We start from the raw sequence: 19717 nt of genomic DNA, 5'->3' as shown, positions 1-19717 counted from the left end.
AGAACGATAGAAACAGGGTGGGTAAATGTCAAATTCTCTATTTGTCAAAAGGTGTGGCCCCATACCAAGGCGCCCTTGGGGGGAGTGTGTCTGACGTGCTGCCGTCCACAAAAAACGCCATGAGCTTATTGGCGGCGATTTGGCTCGCTTTGAAGAAGGCGTCTTCCGTGTTTGCACCAATGTGAGGAGTCAGAATCACATTTTGATATTGCAGGAGGTTGGAGGTGCGCGGCAGAGGCTCCTTTTCAAAGACATCCAAACCGACAGAACGCAGCCAGCCGTTTCCTAAAGCCTCGCAGAGGTCATTTTCATTGATGACTGATCCCCGCGAGGTATTTACCAGGATGATTCCACGGTGAATGTATTCAAAATGTGAACGATCCAGCATGTGCTCAGTTTCGAGTGTTTTTGGCACGTGAAAGCTTAGAACATCTGCTGACTTCAAAACTTCCTCATAGCTCAAACGGGGGATGTTGAGACGCTCAAAGTTATGGTCATCCGCATAAGGGTCGTAGGCAACGACATTCATGCCGAAAGTTTGAGCAAATTCGGCAACGCGGGAGCCAATGCGACCCAGTCCGATGATTCCATAGGTTCTGCCAGAAAGCTCAATGCCTGTGATTTGATCACGCTTCCATTCGCCGGATTTAACCATTTTGTGAGCCGGCATGATGTTATTCACGCAAGCCAGCACTAGCCCCCAGGTTAGTTGCGCTGCCGATTGAATATTCGCAGTCGGAGTATGCATCACCGTGATACCCCATTTTTCAGTCGCCGCAAGATCAATGTGATCAAAGCCACTGGTGCAGGTGATGATCAGCTGCAGTTGGCGGGCCTTTTGTAAAAGCTCTTCGTTGATAGCAGTCCGGCTGCGGATGATTAGAGCATGCGCACTGACCAGGTGTTCCAGCGGCAGATGGATATGGCTGTCGCTGCGAACCACTTCAAAGTTTTCGTTTTGCTGTAAGTATAAAAAACTGTCCTGGGCAAAGCGGTCGGTGATCAGGATTTTCTTTTTCATGGATTGTTCTCCAGCCACTTTCTGCCTTCTTCAACAACCATTGAGATCTGTTCCAGGCTGATAGAGCCCGGATCAAATTTTCTAAGAACCTGACCAAGATTGTCGACCAATTTCAGGAGCTCAATGTCTTGAATATAACCCATATGACCAACGCGGATGATTTTGCCTTTGGCCTGATCTTGTCCGCCCATGATGGTGATGTTGTGTTTTTCCTCGAGCTCCAGGCGGATTTTTTGTCCATCCATGGTCTGCGGCACGATCAGGGCCGTGACGGAATCACTCGGGGCTTTCGAATAAAGCGTGAAACCTAATTGCTGCGCAAATATCCGGGTGAATTCCGCGCGGCGGTGAATGTCGTGAAAAAGACTTTCCAGGCCTTGCTTGTTGATCAGATTCAAAACCACATCCAAGGCCCGCAAAATCGTGACGTTGGAGGAAAAGAAAGTCTCGCCGGAGGCATTCGCTTTTTTCTCTTTGCGCACATCAAAATAAAATCGGGGAGATTTCGCAGAGTCAAAACATGCCTGTGCTTTTTTGGAGAAGGAAATGAAGGCCATTCCCGTCGGCAGCATAAATGCTTTTTGTGATCCGGCAACCAGGCCGTCAATCTTCCATTCATCCATCGGCAGGGGATAGGCTCCCAGAGCGGTGATGGCATCCACCAGGAAAAGAGTTTCAGGGTGGTGGGAGATGATATCAGCGAGTTCTTTAATTGGATGAGCCACAGCCGTGCTGGTTTCACAGGCCTGGCATAAAACCGCGCGAGTATCAGGCATGCGTTTTAAATGTTCTGCAACGTCAGCAGGATGAACCGCTTCGCCCCAGGGAACATTGATGACGGAAACATCGGCGCCAAAAGTTTTAGCCATCTCGGCCCAGCGTTCACCGAATTTTCCAGAGACGATCGCCAATACCTTGTCGCCCGGAGAGATCACATTCACCAGCAGGGCTTCCATGCCGCCGGAACCCGTGCAGCTTAATAAGTAAACATCTTCTTTGGTTTGAAAAATCTGGCGAATACCGGCAAGGACCCGTTTCAAAATTACGTCAAATTCAGGTGTGCGATGATGAATCATCGGCAAAGCCAAGGCTTTACGCACCTCAGGATGAAGATTTACGGGGCCAGGAGCGAGCAAGCTGTATTCGTCATTGAATGAAGTCATTTTTCTTCCTTGATCTCTATCTAAATTTATACTCAACTGGGTCCGTGGACGCAATACTTAAAGGCTCTCGTGGCATTCTGATTCTCTCTCTTATGTGCATGCAGTTTGTGACAGGCTGTGCTTACCAATTGGGCGTTGCCAGCCGTACAATTCCCGGCGGTTACAAACAGATTTCCGTGCCGGTTTTTAAAAATAAAACGCAAGAGCCGGGCATTGAAGTGGCTTTTACCAATGGTTTGATCCACGAATTTCAGCGCTCTCGTGTGGCCCGTGTCGTTGACAACTCCCTTTCCGAAGTCGCTGTGATCGGACAGATTGATGATGTTCAATATTTGCCGGGGGCAAAACGTGTTTCTGGAGAGACATCATCTTATTTGCCCGATGGCTCCGTCATCGCGTCAGAGTATCGTATTCTTCTGACAGTAACTGTCAAAGTCGTAAGACAAGCTGATGGAACTGAATTGTGGGCGGGAAGCTTTGCCGGGGAGCGTACATATGCAGCACCTCAGGTAACGCTTGCTGGCGTAAACACGGTGGATCCTCTTTACAATCTCTCCGCTAGACGGCAAAACATTGACCTCATGGCGAACGATTTAATGCTTGAGGCACACGATCGTATTACTGAAAATTTTTAAGATTGAACGATGGCATTAATTGATTCACAGAAATTTTATAAGGATTTGGAAAAGGGCAACCTTTCTCCGATGTACTTCCTTTTCGGGGAAGAGCCTTATTTGTTGAATCAAAGTGTGGAGCGTTTCAAATACGCAGTCCTGACCGAAGGCGCGATTGATTTCAATTACAGTTTGTTCTACGCCAGCGACGCTGACATCGTTCAAGTGCGCGATGCGGTTGAAACCTTGCCGATGATGGCACCTCGTCGATTGGTGATCCTTAAAGAAGCTCAGGAATTGTCTGATAAGGAATGGGCTCAGTTGGAACCCTTGATTGAGGAGCCGGTGGACAGCACTTGTTTCGTGATCCTGGCTTCGCGCGTGGATAAGCGTAAAAAACAAATCCGTCAGTTGCTGGATAAAGCCGATTGCGTGGAGTTCAAAAAACCTTACGAAAATCAGGTTCCTTCCTGGATCAATTACATCGCTGAATCCCTTGGTTTGAAAATTTCCAACGATGCGATTCACTTGTTGCATAAACTTGTGGGGCATCATCTGACCGAGATCGAAGCCGAGCTAAAAAAACTCGGGGAGTTCGTTGAGGGGGCCCGTCGTATTGAAGTTTCTGATGTGGCTCAGGTCGTTTCCCGCTCCAAGGAAGAAAGTGTTTTTGATTTCACCAAAGCCGTCGGTTTGAATGACCGTGTGAAAGCTTTGGAATATCTGGTTCATCTTTTGGATCAGGGGCAAAACGAAATCGGGATCATCTCTTTGGTGGCTCGCCATATCCGTATTTTGCTGGCGGTAAAAAAAGGGATGGAAGAGGGGCTTCACGGAGCCAAGCTTGCGCATTATGCCCAGGTGCCTCCGTATTTCCTTGAAAACTACGTCGAACAAGCGCGTCTGTGGACGGCTAAAAAACTAGAGCAAACCATGGTCGTCCTTTCTGAGACCGACAAGGCACTGAAATCATCGCCTCTATCGAGCCATATCTGGCTTGAAAACATGGTTCTTAAAACCTGCACAGCCTAGCAGCTAGGTTCCTGTGTCTCGAATTGAGACGCTCCTTCTAGACTGCATAAACACCGTCAAAAATCCGATAAGTTCTCTATGAGCAGTGATTTTCAGAAGATGAACATTCCAGCCGTGGATGACAAGGGACAGCCCTTCCGTCGTCAGTATCCGCGCCGTGCGATGAAGCGCAAGGTGGGTGTCCTGTGTGATGGCACTTACTTTGTGGTGGATTCTGGTGAGGTCGGTGAGGGTGGTATGTCGATCATTTCAGACTATCTGCTGAGTGACGGCGACGAGGTCGTTGTCAGCTTCCAGATCCCGCAAGGGGACTTCGTGTTCCTGCGTGGCGTGGTTCGCTCCACTCAAAAAAAACAGGGTGACTCTAGGGTCACCCATGGTCTTAGCTTCAGTAATATCAACTTCGCCACCAAAAGGCAGATTCGTGCCTTTGTCTCGGCAAGAAATCAAACATCGGCAGCGTAAGCACAAACAAAAATAGGGCGACCGGTGGTCACCCTATTTTTCGTTAGCATTTAACTACGCGAATTACTTTGCAGAAGCGCGAGTAGCAAGACGGCTGATTTTACGAGAAGCCGTTTCTTTTTTGATAACGCCAGTTTTAGCAGCTTTCATTACTTGAGCTGTGAAGTTCTTCAACAACTCAGGAAGAGCTTTAACGTCTTTAGCTTCGATAGCTTTAACAAGTTTTTTTTCAGCTGTTTTTACAGTGCTTTTACGAGCATTGTTTACTGCTGTTTTACGGATAGATTGACGAGCTCTTTTTGCTGCTGACTTATGATTTGCCAAGGTATAGCCTCCACTTAATCTTATAAACGAACCAAAGGGATTAACATAGGGTGTCTGTGGAGGCAAGCGGATTAAAAGAAGAACGCAAAAAGGTCTTCAAAAGAGCCTTTTTCATGGCTGGCGGGACCCTAACGAGCCGCGTTTTAGGCCTATTCCGCGATATGGCCCTGGCGGCGCTCTTTGATCGAGCGGTCACCGATGCTTGGTCGGCGGCTTTCCGTTTACCCAATCTTTTCCGGCGTCTTTTTGGTGAAGGCGCCCTTTCTGTGAGTTTCATTCCGGTTTTTATCGATGCTCAGGCTCAGGATTTAAGCGGGGTGCGGGGCCGGAATCTTTTAAATGCCATTTATACGTTGTTATTGATCGTTCTCGGAGTGTTTACACTGTGGGGGCTTGGCAGCATGGAGCCCCTTCTGAAGCTCCTTCTGGACGACAGCTATCTTTTGAATATTGAAAAATGGAACATGACCGTTCGTATGGCGCAGATCATGTTTGGATTTGTGTTCTTCGTTTGTTCCTATGCCTATTTTATGGCGGTTTTAAACGCCCTCGGAAGTTTCGGTTTGCCTGCGGTGGCTCCGGCCTTGCTGAATATCTCGATGCTGGTATTTACCTTCATGCCGTCCGCTTGGTTTCCCCAGGTTGGGGATGGTCTTGCCTGGGGTGTTTTGGTTGGGGGAGTCCTGCAGGCGGCATTGCTGTGGTGGGTGTTACGGGAAAAAGACTTTTTACCGCGCTTCACTTTGCATTTATGGAGTGCCGATGTTCGCAGAGTACTCAAGAACATGGTGCCAGGACTTTTGGGCGCCGGTCTTTTACAGTTGGCAACTCTTGTGAACTTGCACTTCGCCAGCGGATTGGGTGAAGGGGCGTTGTCCTACGTGTATTGGGCGGATCGTCTGCTGGAGCTGCCTTTGTCGCTGGTCGCAGTCAGTATCGGGGCGGCTTTGCTGCCAACACTAAGCGAACTGGCTCAAAAAAAAGAAACGTCTCAATTTCAAAGCGTGCTGCAAGATCATTTCTTAATGAATTTGTTTTTAGCGTGGCCGGCCGCCGTGGGTTTGTTCTTTCTGGCGGAACCTATTGTCGAGGTTCTATTTTATCGCGGGCATTTCACCGTGACCGATGTGCTGGCAACATCCGGGGTCTTAAAAGTTTATGCAGGAAGTTTGCTGATGGTGTCTTCCGTGCGCGTTTTGATTCCGGCATACTATGCGACTAAAAATACCTGGGTGCCGGCAATGACGTCTATACTGGGACTGACCTTGCATATCGGTATGGCGCCTTTGTGGATTGAAGTTTTGGGACTGCAAGGGTTGGTGATGTCGGGCCTGGTAGCTTCGTTGCTACAGTTGAGTTTGGTGATTGCCTTGATGGGGACTTACGCGATTCCACCGCGCTGGTCGGTCATGATGCGGGAGCTTGCTAAGATTTTGCTGTCAGGTGTGTTGATGGCGCTGCCAGCGATTTACTTTGCGGGGTGGGTGACCGGGGTCACTTCCAGTTGGGCGAAGGTGTTTTTGTTGGCTCTTGCTATCTTTACTTGTCTTGTGGTTTACGGCTTTTCGGCTTTGAAACTAAAAATCGAGCAGGGAAGATTCCTGCTCGATTATATGAAACTAAAAAAATTGAAATAGTTTTTTAAGCGACCGAGGCGTCGATGCCTAAAACCAGTTTGTTCAGTTCTACAGTCAGGCCTTGAGTCGTTTGTGCCAGTCCGTTGATTTCGCCCCCTGTGGCTGCGATCTCTTCTGACGATGCGGCATTTGATTGTGACGACTGATCCAGTTGATTCATCGCTTTACTGATCTGCTGAATGCCGGTTGTTTGTTCGGAACTTGCAGCAGCGATTTCATTATTTAAATCAGATACTTTTTTGATGGAACTTACGATGTTTGATAACACCGTGCCGCTTTGATCGGCAATTTCGCTACCGCGTTCGATTTGCGAAACCGAATCTTTGATCAAAGAGGAAATATCCTTAGCCGAAGTAGCACTTCTTTGTGCCAAGGCGCGAACCGCCTCCGCGACAACGGCAAAGCCTTTACCTTGTTCGCCAGCACGTGCGGCTTCCACAGCAGCATTAAGAGCCAACAAGTTCGTTTGAAATGCAATGTCGTCGATAACCGAAATGATTTCTTCGATTTTTCTGGAAGACCGGGAAATTTCAGTCATCGCCGTGATTAAAAGCTTAATGTCATTTTCACCGGTTTCAGCCGCTTGACGGGAAGACGCTGATAAGCCGGCTGCTTGTTTCGCATTATCAGAATTCATTTGTACCATGGAAGTCAATTCTTCCAGGGCTGCAACTGTTTCTTCCAAGGACGCCGCGGCTTCTGTTGAAGACTGGGACAAACTGTTGCTGGCCTCGCTGAGCTGCTCGACGGAAGAAGCTACATTCGAGCTGGAAGTGGACAGACGGGCCGCGATCGATGACACAGCACCGGACATACGGGCCGCGATAAAGCACAACATACCAAAAATAAGTACAATGGCGATTGATGCAGTCGTAATCAAAATGATTCGGGAGTCTTTTTGCAATAGTTCAGAGCCGGCTTCCATTCTTTCTGATTCTTTGATGTAAAGATCAGACACTTCACGGTTGAATTTTGTGATCGGAGCGCCAAGTTCGTTGAATTTGCCACTTAATAAAGTGCGTGCCTCTTGAAGGTCTTCTGGGGTGCCTGACTTCGTCTTTTCCAGGATTGTGTGCATGACTTTCAGAAACTCAGGAACTTTTTCCTTTGCCTGGTTATGAATGGCGTCTTCACCTGGCAAAAAAGGTGCTGCAGCATATTCATTATAGTGGTCTTCAAACTCTTTAGCGCCTTCAGCTGCATAGTTGATGCTTTTTTTGCGCAATTCAGGGTCCTGACTGTCCAGGGCCAATAGAATTCGGTAGCCAAACTTATTCCGCGATTGGCGCATCTCTCCGATGAAATCCATATTTGGAACCAATGTGTCAGAGTAAATTTGCAACATGTCGTTGTAGCGAGCCATGGTGCTGTAGGCGACCCCAAACAAAATGGAGAAGCCAATGACGGGAATAAGTGCTGCGAAAAGTAGACGTCCTTTAATGCCCCGGAACCAACCTGAAAATCCTTGAGATTTCATATCAATCCTTTTTATTAAAATCCGTTTGTAGTTCCAACCTTACGGTCGCCATCGTCGTCAAAAGGAATAAGGTCTTCCGATGTTTCGGCTTTGGCAGCTTTGGCAGGAGTTGCTTTTATTGGAGCTTTTTTGAATTGCAGTACCTTTGGGGCTGCAGCATTATGTGCAGCCTTTTTTGGTTTTTCTGTTTCTACTGTTTGCATTGGAACCACATCGTTGCTGCCGTAGATCACTTGAGTCAATTCAACAGTCAATGTCTGAGTCGTAGTAGCCAGGTTGTTGATCTCACCACTTGTGGCTGCAATTTCCTCAGCAGAAGCTGCATTGGACTGGGAGGATTGATCCAGTTGATTCATCGCTTTGCTGATCTGCTGGATACCTGTTGTTTGCTCAGAGCTTGCGGCCGCGATCTCGTTATTCAGATCAGAAACTTTCTTGATCGAGTTCACGATATTGGCAAGGACTGTTCCGCTTTGATCAGCAATTTTGCTGCCATGATCAATTTGTGAAACGGAATCTTTGATCAGGGAAGAGATGTCCTTGGCAGAAGAGGCACTTCTTTGCGCCAGGGCACGAACCGCTTCCGCAACCACTGCGAAGCCTTTACCTTGTTCACCAGCACGAGCGGCCTCAACGGCAGCATTCAATGCCAGCAAGTTTGTCTGGAAAGCGATATCGTCGATCACAGAGATGATTTCCTCGATCTTTTTGGAGGATTGAGAGATATCATTCATGGCTGTGATCAGGTTTTTGATGTCAGCTTCACCTGCCTCAGCAGAGGAGCGGGAGGATGCAGACAGGCTGGCTGCTTGTTTTGCATTGTCCGAGTTCATTTGTACCATGGAAGTCAGCTCTTCAAGGGCCGCCACAGTTTCTTCCAATGATGCCGCGGCTTCAGTGGAGGATTGTGACAAGCTATTACCAGCTTCATTAAGTTGTTCAACCGCAGAGGCAACTTGTGTACTGGAGTCAGACAGGCGACTTGCAACACTGCCCACGGATTTGGAAAGGCGGATTGCGATAAACAGCAGGATCGAGAAAATCGCAAGACTTGATGCTGCGGTCGTCAGCATGATGACGGTTTCAGACTGGGCTATTGTGGCGTCAGCTGAAGAAGTATTTTCTTTGGCGATCTCTTCGTATTGTTTGATGGCTGCGCCGGTCATGGAGCCCATGATGCTGCCCAGTTCCCAAAGACGACCATCCAACAGGTCCTGTGCTTTTTTGTTGTTTTCAGGGGTGCCGGATTCTGCAAGTTTTGCAGTCTCTTCCAGCAAATTCATATATTCATCCAGGACGTCATAAGCTTTTTTATCAGTAGTTGCCAATTCAGGATCAGAAGGAGCAGATTTGTACGCCTCCATGCCTTTTTTGAATTCGGCAATCGCTTCACGGGAGATCTTAATGCGTTCTTGTCTTTTTTCTGCAGTATCCATGCTCATGGCTGCAAAGACCTGGTAACCGAACTTGTTTCGCGCCTGGCGCATTTCGCCCACGGCAGCAAGATTCGGAATGATATTTAGATTTGCACTATCCAAGAAGACGTTGAGCTTGGTCATGCTCGTGCTGGAAATAAAATAGATGATCGAAAATCCCACCAGCGGCAGGCAAGCGGCGAAAAGTAGTTTTCCCTTGATCCCACGGAACCAAGACGAAAGAGAGCTCTGATTCATTTCAGCAGTCCTTTTATTAAATTATATTGATTTGTCTGTGAAGGAAGGTGCCTGACTGAAAAGCTTTTCGGTGGGCTCAGGATTTTTTGAAGTCCAGTTCTAATACGGGGGTGGAAAAACAAAGAGATCAGGCCGGGGGACCTGATCTCTTATTAGGACTAAATGACTGTTTTACTACTACTTAACTTCAGCCAAAGAGTTGTAGGAGTCGCTGATTTTTTGTTGGCGATCCACTTCTTTTTGCCAGCGATTGACTTCGCCTTTGTAACCCTGCTGTTTGCCTTTCCATTCTTTTTCTTCGGATGCAAGCTCGCGGATTTTTTTGTTCACCTGGTCGTATTGATCCTTTAAAGTGTCGCGACGGGAGTTCCAGATTTTTTTCTCTTCTGTCAATTGTGACATCTGATGCTGGTAGTCCTGAACGTTGGACTCACGCTTCTTCTGGTTTTCCTTGATTTTCGCGATCATCGCCTCCAGCTCAGCAATCTTTTGATTCTCTGCCGCTGTTTTGCCTTTCTCGTCGTTGATCAAACCTTGAAGCTCAGTTTCCTGTTTGCCAATTTTCTGAATGGACTTGGTGTTTTCCTCTGCTTGAGCCGACACTTCTTTTTGTTGGCCTTCAACAGCGGATTTGGCTTTGGCAACCTCGTTCAAGTTACCTTCAACCGTTTTCAGGTTTTTTTGGTACTCAGTCAGGTTCGTTTTGGAATTGTTCAAATTTGTTTTGATGCGCTCCAAGCCCTCTTTCGCTGTGTTTTGTGCGAATGCAGCAGTGGAGAAAGTCAGAAGCACAGTCATTGTTGTCAGTTTGATATAATTTTTCATATACAAATCCTTTTCCTTAATATTTTCTCTTAGTGCTCATTCATGCCGGCAACGCTATTATCCTGCGCGCAGACATTTTTCAAAGATGAACGGTAGTGACCCACTTCGTCTTCCCAGATCTCGCCTTTGAATTTCCAGTTCAAGCTTTTCTCTTTAGCCACTTTTAACTCTGGACGTTCTTTATCAGTTACTTCACCGCCAGCCATTTGGTAGCGGATGTGTTCACCAGCGCCCGAGTACAATTCGTACTGAAGCACGTCGTTTTGATCCAGAACACGGTTTAAGTTGGTAACCATGTTTTTAAAGTTCCCTTGCAAAGACTTGCCGGCGTCAGAGCGCAGACCGTCCTTTTCCTTGTCAATACGGGCGATACCCTGAGTGCGCAGATTCTTGATCGATGTGCGCGCTTTGTTCGCGATATGGTATTGAATCTGGTAACTCAAAAGTTTTTTCTCAGCACTTGATGTGTCACGACCTTTTGATTTAGCAGTGGCCACGTCTTTGCTGGCTTCTGCTTTTTTCGTCAGGAACTCTTTTTCCATTTTGATCAATGTGAAAGAGATCTTGTTGAACTTCGTGATTTCGTCCTCGTAGTTATTGATTTGCTTTTGGATGCTCATGAAACCAGGGTGGCGCGCAAGTTCCACGATGAAAGCACGTGGCAAGCCATCGACTTCTTTCAGGTCAGAGTTCTTTGCCCAGTTTTTCACAGTTTCATAGTAGTCCGTGGACTTCTTATGGGCTTTGTTATAAGCCTCAAGTTTGCCTTTCCAAGGACCGTATTTGCCACGCATCTCTTCCAGAACCTGAACACCGTCACCGTATTGGCACAGGTTCAGATAGCCCACCGTACGAACCACGAAGGATTCCGGGTTGAAAGCGTTCTTAAAGAAGTCCGTGTGCAAGGAGAACATATTGCCGGCAGCACCTTCATAGTCCTCAGAAAGAATCTGAGTCCAGGCACTCTCGGTCATCGCTTGCAACCAAAGAGGGGAGGAGCGGTCCACTTTTAAGTAAGACTGAAACGCCTCTTTGTACATGCTTTTTTGGAACTGAATGCGGGCCATAGTGATCGCGCCCACGTTTCTGATTTGGGATTTCTTGTCGCCATCAGTGGCCTTAAGCAATGCTTCAAGGTTCACAGTGGCTTCATCCACTTTATTTTGACGATAGTTGAACAGGCCGGAAAGCAACAATGCTTCCGGATATTTTGGGGACTTTTCATCGATGTGCATCAATGCGTCTTCCATCATGCCCAGGTTACCGATGGAAGAATAGTACTTCGCACGAGTGATCTGGTAGTCTGAATTCTTCGTCACATCCATTTCGTATTTCGTTACCAATGGATCAATCAAAGAGATGTCAGATTGTTCAAGGGAAGTGATGCCCTCAACCAGAGCTTTCGTTGCTCTTTCCTGCCATTCTTTGTTTTTGGTCTCCTGGGATACCTTGATCATGTAAGTTCTGAATTCTGTATTCAGACCCAAACCTTTTGCCGTCATCGCATAGTTGTAAAGAGCTTCCAAACGGTGCTCTTTATCTTCCATCAACTCCGAGAAAAGACCCATGGCCATTTCGTATTTTTGCTGGATTTCCAGGAAGATCAAAGCCTGAAGCAATTTGTAATCGTTCGGCTTCATATCATCCATCTTCATAAGATTCGTTTGTGGTTCTTCCACGGACGGATCCTTAATGGAGCCCAGCATTTTCACGTCAGGAATTTTAGTGAAAGCTTCCGGTGACGTTACAACTTTGGGTGCACCTACCACAGCAGTGTAGGGAGGAATCTTAACAGTCATTGGATTGATCATCGGCGCTTTCTTAACTGGTTTTACAACCAATTGTTGAGAAGCGGGCAGACGCAGCGGGCTCAGTGGAGTTGCCTCAACCGTGCGCTCGGAACCAATATTCAGCTCCGGAATCGCTTTGACTTTAAAGACTTCAGTTTTGCCTTTAACCGTTTTCTTTTGATAGATTTCAAAAGTCGGAACCATCGAGGATTTCACCCGCAGATTTGCAGCTGCAGGAGCCCCCTGGGTTTTTACATTCAGTGCTTTCGGCAATTCCTGGGCAAAGGCTGTGCTGCACAGTAAAGGCAGCACTAACATTGCTTTCATTGGCTTATTCATAAAAGACCCCCCGGCCTTGGAGACAATAACGTAAAATTAATGCCAATAAGTGATACCTAGCATCAGTGAGGTATCGTTCACCATTTTATCGCCCATATTACGTGGGCTGTAACTTGGAGTGGAATCATAAGTCATCTGTGTTTCGTTGGCCCACGTGTTGATCAAGTCAGCGCGCAAGGCAAAGTGCTCAGAAAAGAAGATCTGTTGGAACACGCCCAGTTTATAACCGATAGCGGATTTCAATTCATTACCTTCTTCTTTGATAATGTTATAGTTCACATTACCCAAACCCACAGAGAAACCCATGTCGAAGTAAATGATAGCTTTATCCAAAGCTGACATTTTCGCGTAGAACGGAACCCAGATCACGGATGCAAAGTAAGATGAATCAAGCACGTTGTGATCAGGAACAGTTGCGTAACGAGAGATAAACTGTTGAGTTGAATCATTGTCCTTCAAATCAGCTTTATTGTAGGAAAGCTCCACACCCCAGCGTTCATTGAAGAAGTAACCGAAGTCAGCTCCTAATACTGTTCCATCACTGAAGGCATCATTGAATGGAATACCACCGCGAGCTGTCAGATAAAAGCGCTCTGCTTTTACGTAACGACGGTTCTGAACCACGCCAAAGTCTTCATCCTTAGCGGCCCAGTACTTGTTTTCCAGTTTTTTAATATCAAGTTTATCACTGCCACGCGAATCCACTGGCGTTTTAGCTGCAGGTGTTGCCGTCGGAGTTGTCGCCGTTTGTGCAAAAGCCTGAGCTGTCATCACGAAGAATATTAGTAGTGTTTTCTTAAACATTTCGATCTCCCGTCCTAGTTGGTACTTTTAAACAAAAATGGATATGTAACTAGCACGCGCGTTCCGCCTTGTGGGGCAGGGAACTTCCATGCGGCTACACGATTCAAAATACAGCCTTCAACTGTTGAATTCTTCAGAGTTGTGTCGCCAATAAGCTGCTGTTCAACCTGACCAGTACCACCGATCGTGAATTTCACAGCGACTTTACCGAACAAATCCGGATTCGCACTCAGTTGACGTTCGTAACAGTAAAGGATCTGACCCAATTTGGATTTGATATACTGGGCGATAACCTCACGGTCCAAACCACCAGTAATTTCAGATTCCTCTTCGATCAAACCAACACCGGCATTACCAGTGCCACCTTGAGCAAGACCACCCATGCCGGAAGCGCTTTTACCGCCGCCTTTGCCATTAGTGGAAATCATCACTCCTGCACCGTTACCTGCAGCACCCCAGTCACGACCGGAGCGTTCGATATTGCCCACAGCTGCCAAACCACGACCGGAAGGACCGGAACCGGCTTTAACACCTTGAGCGAACATCACGTTGGCACTTTTCGCACCTTGCGCGGAAACTTTACCAATCAATTTTGAAATACGACCGTCAGAGATCGATTTCATCATATTGGCAAGCTTGCCACCACCACCGGAAGCTGCGGCCTGTTGTTTAGGCGCGGCTGCTGGTGCGGCTGCCATCTGCTGCTGTTTAGGAGCTTCGGCTCTTTTACGCTTTGGTTTAAGTTCAGTTTTTACTATGATTTTTTGCGCGATTTTCGGTGGCTCGACCTGGGCCATGGTTTCACCGCCCTTTGGTCCAAATAGTGCGGCTGTTACAAACAGGGCCGCAGCACCGAGCATCAGAACCACGCCTTTTTTGGAGTCCTCATCCACCAGGTTCGCTGTATTAAAGCGTCCCATAGCAGCAGCATCTTCCATGGAAAGAGTTCTTTGGGAAACCTCGACATCACCCACGTTTTGACGGTGCCATTCCGGTGAAGGAACGCAAGCCACTTTAGTGTTGGTAAAGTCTGGTTTGAAAGCCTTGTTCAAAGGCTGGATTTTAGTCTGTACGACGCGGCCGTTTTGTTTAACCAGGAAAAGTTGAAACTTCTTACCTGTGGATTCGTCGCTGCCGGATTTTTCCAGGCGGGAATACAGATTGGTTTCTTTTTTTACTGGCTCAAAGCTCAATGTGCAATCGCTCAAGTTCACAGTGGATTCTTTGTTCAAGGCGATGGCTGGGGATTGTTTCAATCCGCTGGAGGTAGCCATATCCATGTCAACATAGAACCATTGACCATCACGATATTCAAACAGGCCTTGAATACCTTTTGTGTTTGGTGAAATTGAAATCACATCCGCAAGGCGGGAAGAGCCAAACGTTTGCGTTTCGCTTGTTGGTCTCAATTTCCAAGTTTTTGCAGTCCCATTCTTAAGAGACTGACGTACAATCAACGTGACCATATAAACCCCTCAAATAAAAACTAAACTTAGTTGTTCAAGTACAATGCTGATTCCCTGATGCGGCCATCCATATCTTTTTGTACATCGTACAGAGGCATGAACTTGATGCCTCGCTTTTGCACAAGATAAGCGCCGTCAGGGTTACGAATTGTACCCTTGAGGTTCATATCACCGAAATTGACTTCTTGGACTTTACGGACTGTCTTTTGCTTGGCAAAGGCAGTCGCTGACCCCAAGAGAAGAAAAACAGTCATCAATTGGATGAAAGCTTTCACTTGTACCCTCCATACTACAAGTCTCCCGAGATTACGTGCTGACCGACTTTGTTTTGATTTTTAATAAACTGAATTTTTTTGCTTAACCATTCACGCAAATCTGCTTGCGCGCTGCTGGCTTTGAATGCCTTTTCGTAGGAATCCAACGCTAGCGTGGGGCTTCCTTTGAAAGTCTCAAGGATATGAGCTTGTTCCAGAAGATAGTCGACCGAGTCTTTTTTGCTGGCAGTGATCAAATCTTTGATCATTGCCAAGGCTTTATCGACCTGACCCTTTTGAGCATATGATTCACTCAAAAGCGTTCCCACATTTAAAGTATACAACTGATCTTTATTCAGTGCAGAGAATTTATCCACTGCGCGACTGAAATCTCCCTCTGAGAATGCTTTCACTCCAGCGAAAGTTTCGATTTCTGTCGAAGGAATTTGCATATTCATCGCCTTATCGAAGTAGGGCATGGCGGCCTTAATTCCATAGTCGTGATAAGTGAGGCGACCTTTTTGATACACGTAAGGAGATGACTCAGGTTGAAGCTTCAATGATGCATCAATTAGCCACATTGCCTTATCGCCATAACCTTTTGCTTCAGAGCCAACACTCGCAAGGAACAAGCCCACTGCGCGTGTCTCTTTGCCTTTGGCAAGCTCAAGGCCCAGCTTCTCGACGATATCGTATTGTTTCGCTCCGTAGCAGTTTGCTGCAGTTTCAAAAGCGTTCAGCTTTTCAATCTGACCGGCCATAACAGCGGCCTTGTTGCAGGTTTTGCCTGGGCGAATCTCATAACGAGACACTTTACCAATTGTCATATCAGCTGATTGCGGAATGAATACACCCCATTTGTCGGCAGCAGGGAACTGGGCAATCGGTGTGATTGTTCTATCCACACCAATGCTTGAATAAGCTCTTACCGCCGTCGCCGTTTGACCAACAGTGGATGCCAAAACTTTCAATTTGGCATCATTGTCGTTCTTCTTTTCCTGAATTGGGTTTGTCAGTTTAGCCAATTCACCACGAAGTTGTTTTTGATCATCAGGGCTCAAAGAAGCGGGCAGTGGCATCGACGTCAATGAATCGATGTAGTTGCCATACACACGGTCAATACCGCGCAAGGCTTCCAATTGTTGATATGGATCCTTGGACATTTTCAAAGCACCCACATAGGCGGTTTGGGCTTTGTCCAGCTTTTCTGTCTTGATCGCAAGGACAGTTGCGAATTTTTCCTCGCGGGCTTTTACGCTTTGAGAAATAAATTCTTTTTCAAGAACTGCCGCTTGAATCAGGCGGGCAGCAGCGCGTGTCTCTGCAGGCACCGAGCGGCCATTGGCTTTCATGGAAAGGTCAAAGGCTGCAGTCAACTTTCCGGAATCCAGAAGTTTTTGAGCGCGTTCAATCATGGCCTCTGTCGTATAAGGTTCGATACCTTTCGCAGAGATTTGATTTTGCAGTTTCTCATACTCAGCAGAGCCTTTGTCATTCTTATAGGAATCCAAAAGTTTGCCATAGATGCGTTCTGTTGTTTTGCTGTCGGCTGCAGATAAAATACCCATGTAAGCAGAACGTGCATCTTTCACACGTTTTTCCATGACATAGATGTCAGCCGCTGTTTCCAAGTATTGGTTACGGGCTTTTTTGTCCATGTCAGCGACCTTAACCAGGGTTTCTGCAGCTTTCGCTGTCTGGCCGACGTCAGTGTAAGATTTTGCTGCATCTTTCAAGGCATCCAGATTCTTTTTGTCATCAGGATGTTTTTGCGCGTATTTCACAGACATCTCTGCGGCGTCAAAAACCTTTCCTTCAGTATACAGAATCCCGATCGCCTGCCATGAAGCATCCTGAGCAAGTTTGGAACCGTCATGCTCCTTGGCGTAAGCCATCAGCTTTTGTGCAGCTTGATCCTTGTCTCCAGTTTTTGCAAACTCCTGAATTTCAGTGAAGTGAGCTTCTTCCTGGATCTTGTTCATGCTTTTCTTGCGTGTGGCATCGGTCGTTGAAGCCATGATAAGCTTCGAGAACTCTTTGATACCCACATAGTCTTTCTTAATGTTCAGCATATCCAAAACCAGATCTTCTGATTTGCGACGGATATCTGCATTTTCATTTCCTTTGACCGTGGTCAAAGGTTTCAGCCATTTTTCCGCTTCAGGATAGTTGTTTTCCTGATAGGCGATATGACCCATTTTGAATTTAACTGCTGTGGCATATTTCCCAGTAGGGTGTTTTGCCAGATAGTTGGCAGCCAACTCCTTACGTTGCGCCTCTTTTTCAGAGTCTGATTTTTTCTCGATGGATTTCTCAATCGAGAAAAGGGCCGCATAGTTGGCGTCATGTTTCATTGTTGCATCAGTGGTTTTGTCACCCACCATTTTATATTGTGCTGATGCCTGATCGTAATTGCCAATTTGGAACAGAAGTTCCGCATAGGCAAAGCGTGTTTTCAAATCCGGTTTTGCAGGATCTTCGTTATCCAGCATCAATTTGAAAAGTTGTTGAGTCAGGTTGGAGAACTCAGTGTTTTGTTTGTTTTTAAGCCAGATATCCCACCATTTTTTGGTCATATCCAGGCTGGTACGACGGAAAGACTCTTCGCACGAAGTGATGATGGTGTCTTTCTTTTGAGAAGACTTCCAGTCGGAACCATTGCGACAGTGGTCAGAGGCGATTTGCATGTGCTTAAGAACCAGGTCACGTTTTTTCAACGTTTCGTTGGCTTCAACCAGTAGCAAATGGGATTTAACTACGTCCGGACCGTTTGGATGTTGCTCAATGTACTCATCCAGGAAGATGTTCATTTCCTTTTGACGGCTGTGAGAGTCGTAAAGCTTGGCAAGATTCATCATTGATTCGCCAAGTTCATCCTGGTTTGTGATGCCTTCAAAGAAAGAATAAAGTTTATTTGCAGGGTAGGAGTCACCAATGAAAATAGTCAAATCACGCAAAGCCTCTTTGCGAAGATTGTGACGGTTGGTTGGGACTTCACCATCTTTAAGCGCAGGATTGTTTTTTACAACCTGTACCAGTTTTTTGATACCGCACTCACTGTCGCGCATATTGTAGCAGGACCATGCGGCCTTATACATACCGTAGGAATAAACACGGCTGTTTGGGAATTTTTCAAGTTTTTCGAACTGCTCCAAAGCCGCAGCAAATTTGCCCTGGTCGTAAAGCAATTCACCCAAAGCCAAAGTACCATCCGGTACCAATGGTGATTTTGGGAATTTCGTCAATAGACGCTGATAGAGTTCATTGGAGCCCTTCATTTGACCCACCTGTTGGTGAGCGAAGGCGTTATTGAAAAGTACTGCATCCATATCGCGGAACTTCGGGAAGTCCACTTCGATTTTGGAATAGATCTTCATCGCGCGTTTAACGGATTCAGTGCCTTTTTCATTGGGAATCGGGAAAGGGGAGAGCTTCATCATCGGGTTGTCGCGATTCAGGTCGAAGAAACGACCTGATTTTGAACGACGCATGTAAAGCTCAGCAAGGCGGTTCCAAAGTTCCGCCTCGTTGGAAGATCCTTTATTTCTTTTGATCACACCCTGAAGGGACTCGATGGCTTTGTTTTCAGAGCGAGTGATCATCAGCTCGGATCGCAAAGCTTTCTTTTCGTTTTCTCCCTCATCGTTCGTCAGGCGAACTTCAGGGATAAGTCCTTTTTCATTCTTTTCTGCAAAGCACAACAACGAGAATAGATGGATACCAATTATGAGAGTTAATGTGCGCAGCTTCATAGTGTTATTCTCCGACCATGGTCACCAATTTCAACTGAGGAAAGCCGGCCATTGAAGCAGTGTACATAACTTTGCGAAGAGTCGCATAAGGTAGGTCACGATCTGCCTGCAAAAGAATTTTGCCTTCTTTCACCCACTTCTCCTTTTCGGTTGAATTTTTCGCAAGATGGTCCAGTTTTGCGAACAATGGCTTAATAAAGTTCGAATCTGTGGCCTCAAGGTCCTGCGGAAGGAATTCTGTGTCCTTCACATCAGCGATCTTGTCCTTGTCGATTTTCAACGAATCCTTGGAGAGAGAGATTTTCACCGCTTCCACGGGATTTGCCGTTGTTGCCGAAGTCGGCAGGCGCAACCCGTTTTCCGGAGTGATCTCTACAGTTGAAGTCGAATAACTTTGTAATAGGAACACCAAGAGGATGGTAAACATATCCGTCATCGAGGTGATGTTCAGTGTAAACGTTGAACTTTGTTTTTTAAGCTCAAATCCACGACGGCGTGCCATGATCTAGCCCTCCATCATGTTCGCAAAGACAACCTCTGGGAACATGTATTTGGTGTCCACATTTTTGCCCTGTTTGGTATCAAACACGGGGAATGTGATCTTTGAATCTCTGGACTGACGGGCTTCATCCATCACCTTGACGATGACGTTGTAAGCAACCTTGGAGTCCGGACTCAATTCGATTTTGAAAACTTCAGGATTGGCTTGTTTAACTTCAACCAGTTTTTGGTGCAAAGCAGGCAGGTCCAGGTTGCCGTCTTTCAACGGAACTGAAACAGTGCTTTCTTTGCCAGCCTTATTCACAATGATTGTGAAACCGACTTTGGAGTCAACTTCCAATTCGACGATTGTTGGTTTGTCTTTTTCATCATTACGTTGAATCGCCTCGGAAACGACTTGCGGCAATTCAGTTTCGATCACCATCATCTGCACGAATGCAGATGAGAGCAACAGAACCGGTACCAGTTTTACCATCACGGCAAGCAGTGGCGCCAAGTCCAGATCGAACTCTGTATTATGATTGATTTTGATTTTTCTTGCGCGTCTCATATACCCACCCAATAAAAATTAATTCACACC

The 19717-nt window shown here is 46.6% G+C and carries 17 protein-coding genes; 4 read left to right on the top strand and 13 right to left on the bottom strand.

The annotated features are described in order from the left end of the window. Nucleotides 1-37 precede the first annotated feature (37 nt). Nucleotides 38-1021 carry a D-2-hydroxyacid dehydrogenase gene (locus AAAA73_RS16730; protein WP_340599641.1) on the bottom strand — a complete coding sequence of 328 codons (984 nt, stop codon included), beginning with the start codon at nt 1019-1021 and terminating at the stop codon, nt 38-40. After that, entirely contained in the window at nt 1018-2184 is a 1167-nt protein-coding gene (locus AAAA73_RS16725; RefSeq protein WP_340599640.1) for a pyridoxal-phosphate-dependent aminotransferase family protein, read from the bottom strand. Before AAAA73_RS16725 ends, AAAA73_RS16730 begins: the two co-directional genes overlap by 4 nt. A gap of 44 nt (nt 2185-2228) precedes the next feature. Between AAAA73_RS16725 and AAAA73_RS16720 the strand changes: the two genes are divergently transcribed. The 3 genes from AAAA73_RS16720 (at nt 2229) to AAAA73_RS16710 (ending at nt 4295) form a co-directional block, all read left to right on the top strand. Next, on the top strand, nt 2229-2819 hold the full coding sequence (locus AAAA73_RS16720) for an LptE family protein (protein WP_340599639.1): 591 nt from the start codon (nt 2229-2231) through the stop codon (nt 2817-2819). Between the two features lie 9 nt (nt 2820-2828). Beyond that, the gene (gene holA / locus AAAA73_RS16715; protein ID WP_340599638.1) at nt 2829-3830 is read left to right on the top strand and encodes a DNA polymerase III subunit delta; all 1002 of its coding nucleotides are present in this window, start codon (nt 2829-2831) and stop codon (nt 3828-3830) included. A 78-nt stretch (nt 3831-3908) separates the two neighbouring features. Continuing rightward, nucleotides 3909-4295 carry a PilZ domain-containing protein gene (locus tag AAAA73_RS16710; protein WP_340599637.1) on the top strand — a complete coding sequence of 129 codons (387 nt, stop codon included), beginning with the start codon at nt 3909-3911 and terminating at the stop codon, nt 4293-4295. Nucleotides 4296-4358: 63 nt separating this feature from the next. Here the strand turns inward: AAAA73_RS16710 and rpsT are convergent, their stop codons facing one another. Next, nucleotides 4359-4619 carry a 30S ribosomal protein S20 gene (gene rpsT / locus AAAA73_RS16705; RefSeq protein ID WP_340599636.1) on the bottom strand — a complete coding sequence of 87 codons (261 nt, stop codon included), beginning with the start codon at nt 4617-4619 and terminating at the stop codon, nt 4359-4361. Between the two features lie 50 nt (nt 4620-4669). Between rpsT and murJ the strand changes: the two genes are divergently transcribed. Beyond that, the gene (murJ, locus tag AAAA73_RS16700; RefSeq protein ID WP_340599635.1) at nt 4670-6256 is read left to right on the top strand and encodes a murein biosynthesis integral membrane protein MurJ; all 1587 of its coding nucleotides are present in this window, start codon (nt 4670-4672) and stop codon (nt 6254-6256) included. A 4-nt stretch (nt 6257-6260) separates the two neighbouring features. On the opposite strand, the gene AAAA73_RS16695 is transcribed toward murJ, so the two are convergent. The 10 genes from AAAA73_RS16695 to AAAA73_RS16650 all read right to left on the bottom strand — a co-directional run bounded on the left by AAAA73_RS16695 (nt 6261) and on the right by AAAA73_RS16650 (nt 19687). After that, nucleotides 6261-7733 (bottom strand): HAMP domain-containing methyl-accepting chemotaxis protein, encoded by a 1473-nt coding sequence (locus AAAA73_RS16695; protein WP_340599634.1) that lies wholly within the window; start codon nt 7731-7733, stop codon nt 6261-6263. A 14-nt stretch (nt 7734-7747) separates the two neighbouring features. Next, nucleotides 7748-9406: a HAMP domain-containing methyl-accepting chemotaxis protein gene (locus tag AAAA73_RS16690; RefSeq protein ID WP_340599633.1), complete on the bottom strand. Its 1659-nt coding sequence runs from the start codon at nt 9404-9406 to the stop codon at nt 7748-7750. 177 nt (nt 9407-9583) lie between these two features. Continuing rightward, nucleotides 9584-10231, bottom strand: coding sequence for a hypothetical protein (locus AAAA73_RS16685; protein WP_340599632.1), 648 nt, complete (start codon nt 10229-10231; stop codon nt 9584-9586). A 29-nt stretch (nt 10232-10260) separates the two neighbouring features. Beyond that, nucleotides 10261-12360: a tetratricopeptide repeat protein gene (locus tag AAAA73_RS16680; protein WP_340599631.1), complete on the bottom strand. Its 2100-nt coding sequence runs from the start codon at nt 12358-12360 to the stop codon at nt 10261-10263. Between the two features lie 36 nt (nt 12361-12396). Further along, a complete protein-coding gene (locus AAAA73_RS16675; RefSeq protein WP_340599630.1) occupies nt 12397-13164 on the bottom strand; it encodes an outer membrane beta-barrel domain-containing protein in 768 nt (255 codons plus the stop codon). 14 nt (nt 13165-13178) lie between these two features. Next, entirely contained in the window at nt 13179-14630 is a 1452-nt protein-coding gene (locus AAAA73_RS16670; RefSeq protein ID WP_340599629.1) for an AgmX/PglI C-terminal domain-containing protein, read from the bottom strand. Nucleotides 14631-14656: 26 nt separating this feature from the next. Beyond that, nucleotides 14657-14905, bottom strand: coding sequence for a hypothetical protein (locus AAAA73_RS16665; protein ID WP_340599628.1), 249 nt, complete (start codon nt 14903-14905; stop codon nt 14657-14659). A 14-nt stretch (nt 14906-14919) separates the two neighbouring features. Continuing rightward, nucleotides 14920-18636 (bottom strand): tetratricopeptide repeat protein, encoded by a 3717-nt coding sequence (locus tag AAAA73_RS16660; protein ID WP_340599627.1) that lies wholly within the window; start codon nt 18634-18636, stop codon nt 14920-14922. Between the two features lie 4 nt (nt 18637-18640). After that, on the bottom strand, nt 18641-19138 hold the full coding sequence (locus AAAA73_RS16655; protein WP_340599626.1) for an ExbD/TolR family protein: 498 nt from the start codon (nt 19136-19138) through the stop codon (nt 18641-18643). A gap of 3 nt (nt 19139-19141) precedes the next feature. Further along, nucleotides 19142-19687, bottom strand: a complete 546-nt coding sequence (locus tag AAAA73_RS16650) for an ExbD/TolR family protein (protein WP_340599625.1) — start codon at nt 19685-19687, stop codon at nt 19142-19144. Nucleotides 19688-19717 lie beyond the last annotated feature (30 nt).

Origin of the sequence: Bdellovibrio sp. GT3, assembly GCF_037996765.1 — a bacterium.
GTDB lineage: Bacteria > Bdellovibrionota > Bdellovibrionia > Bdellovibrionales > Bdellovibrionaceae > Bdellovibrio.
The sequence above is the reverse complement of the archived record's forward strand: the minus strand, read 5'-3'. Positions and strand labels throughout refer to the sequence as shown.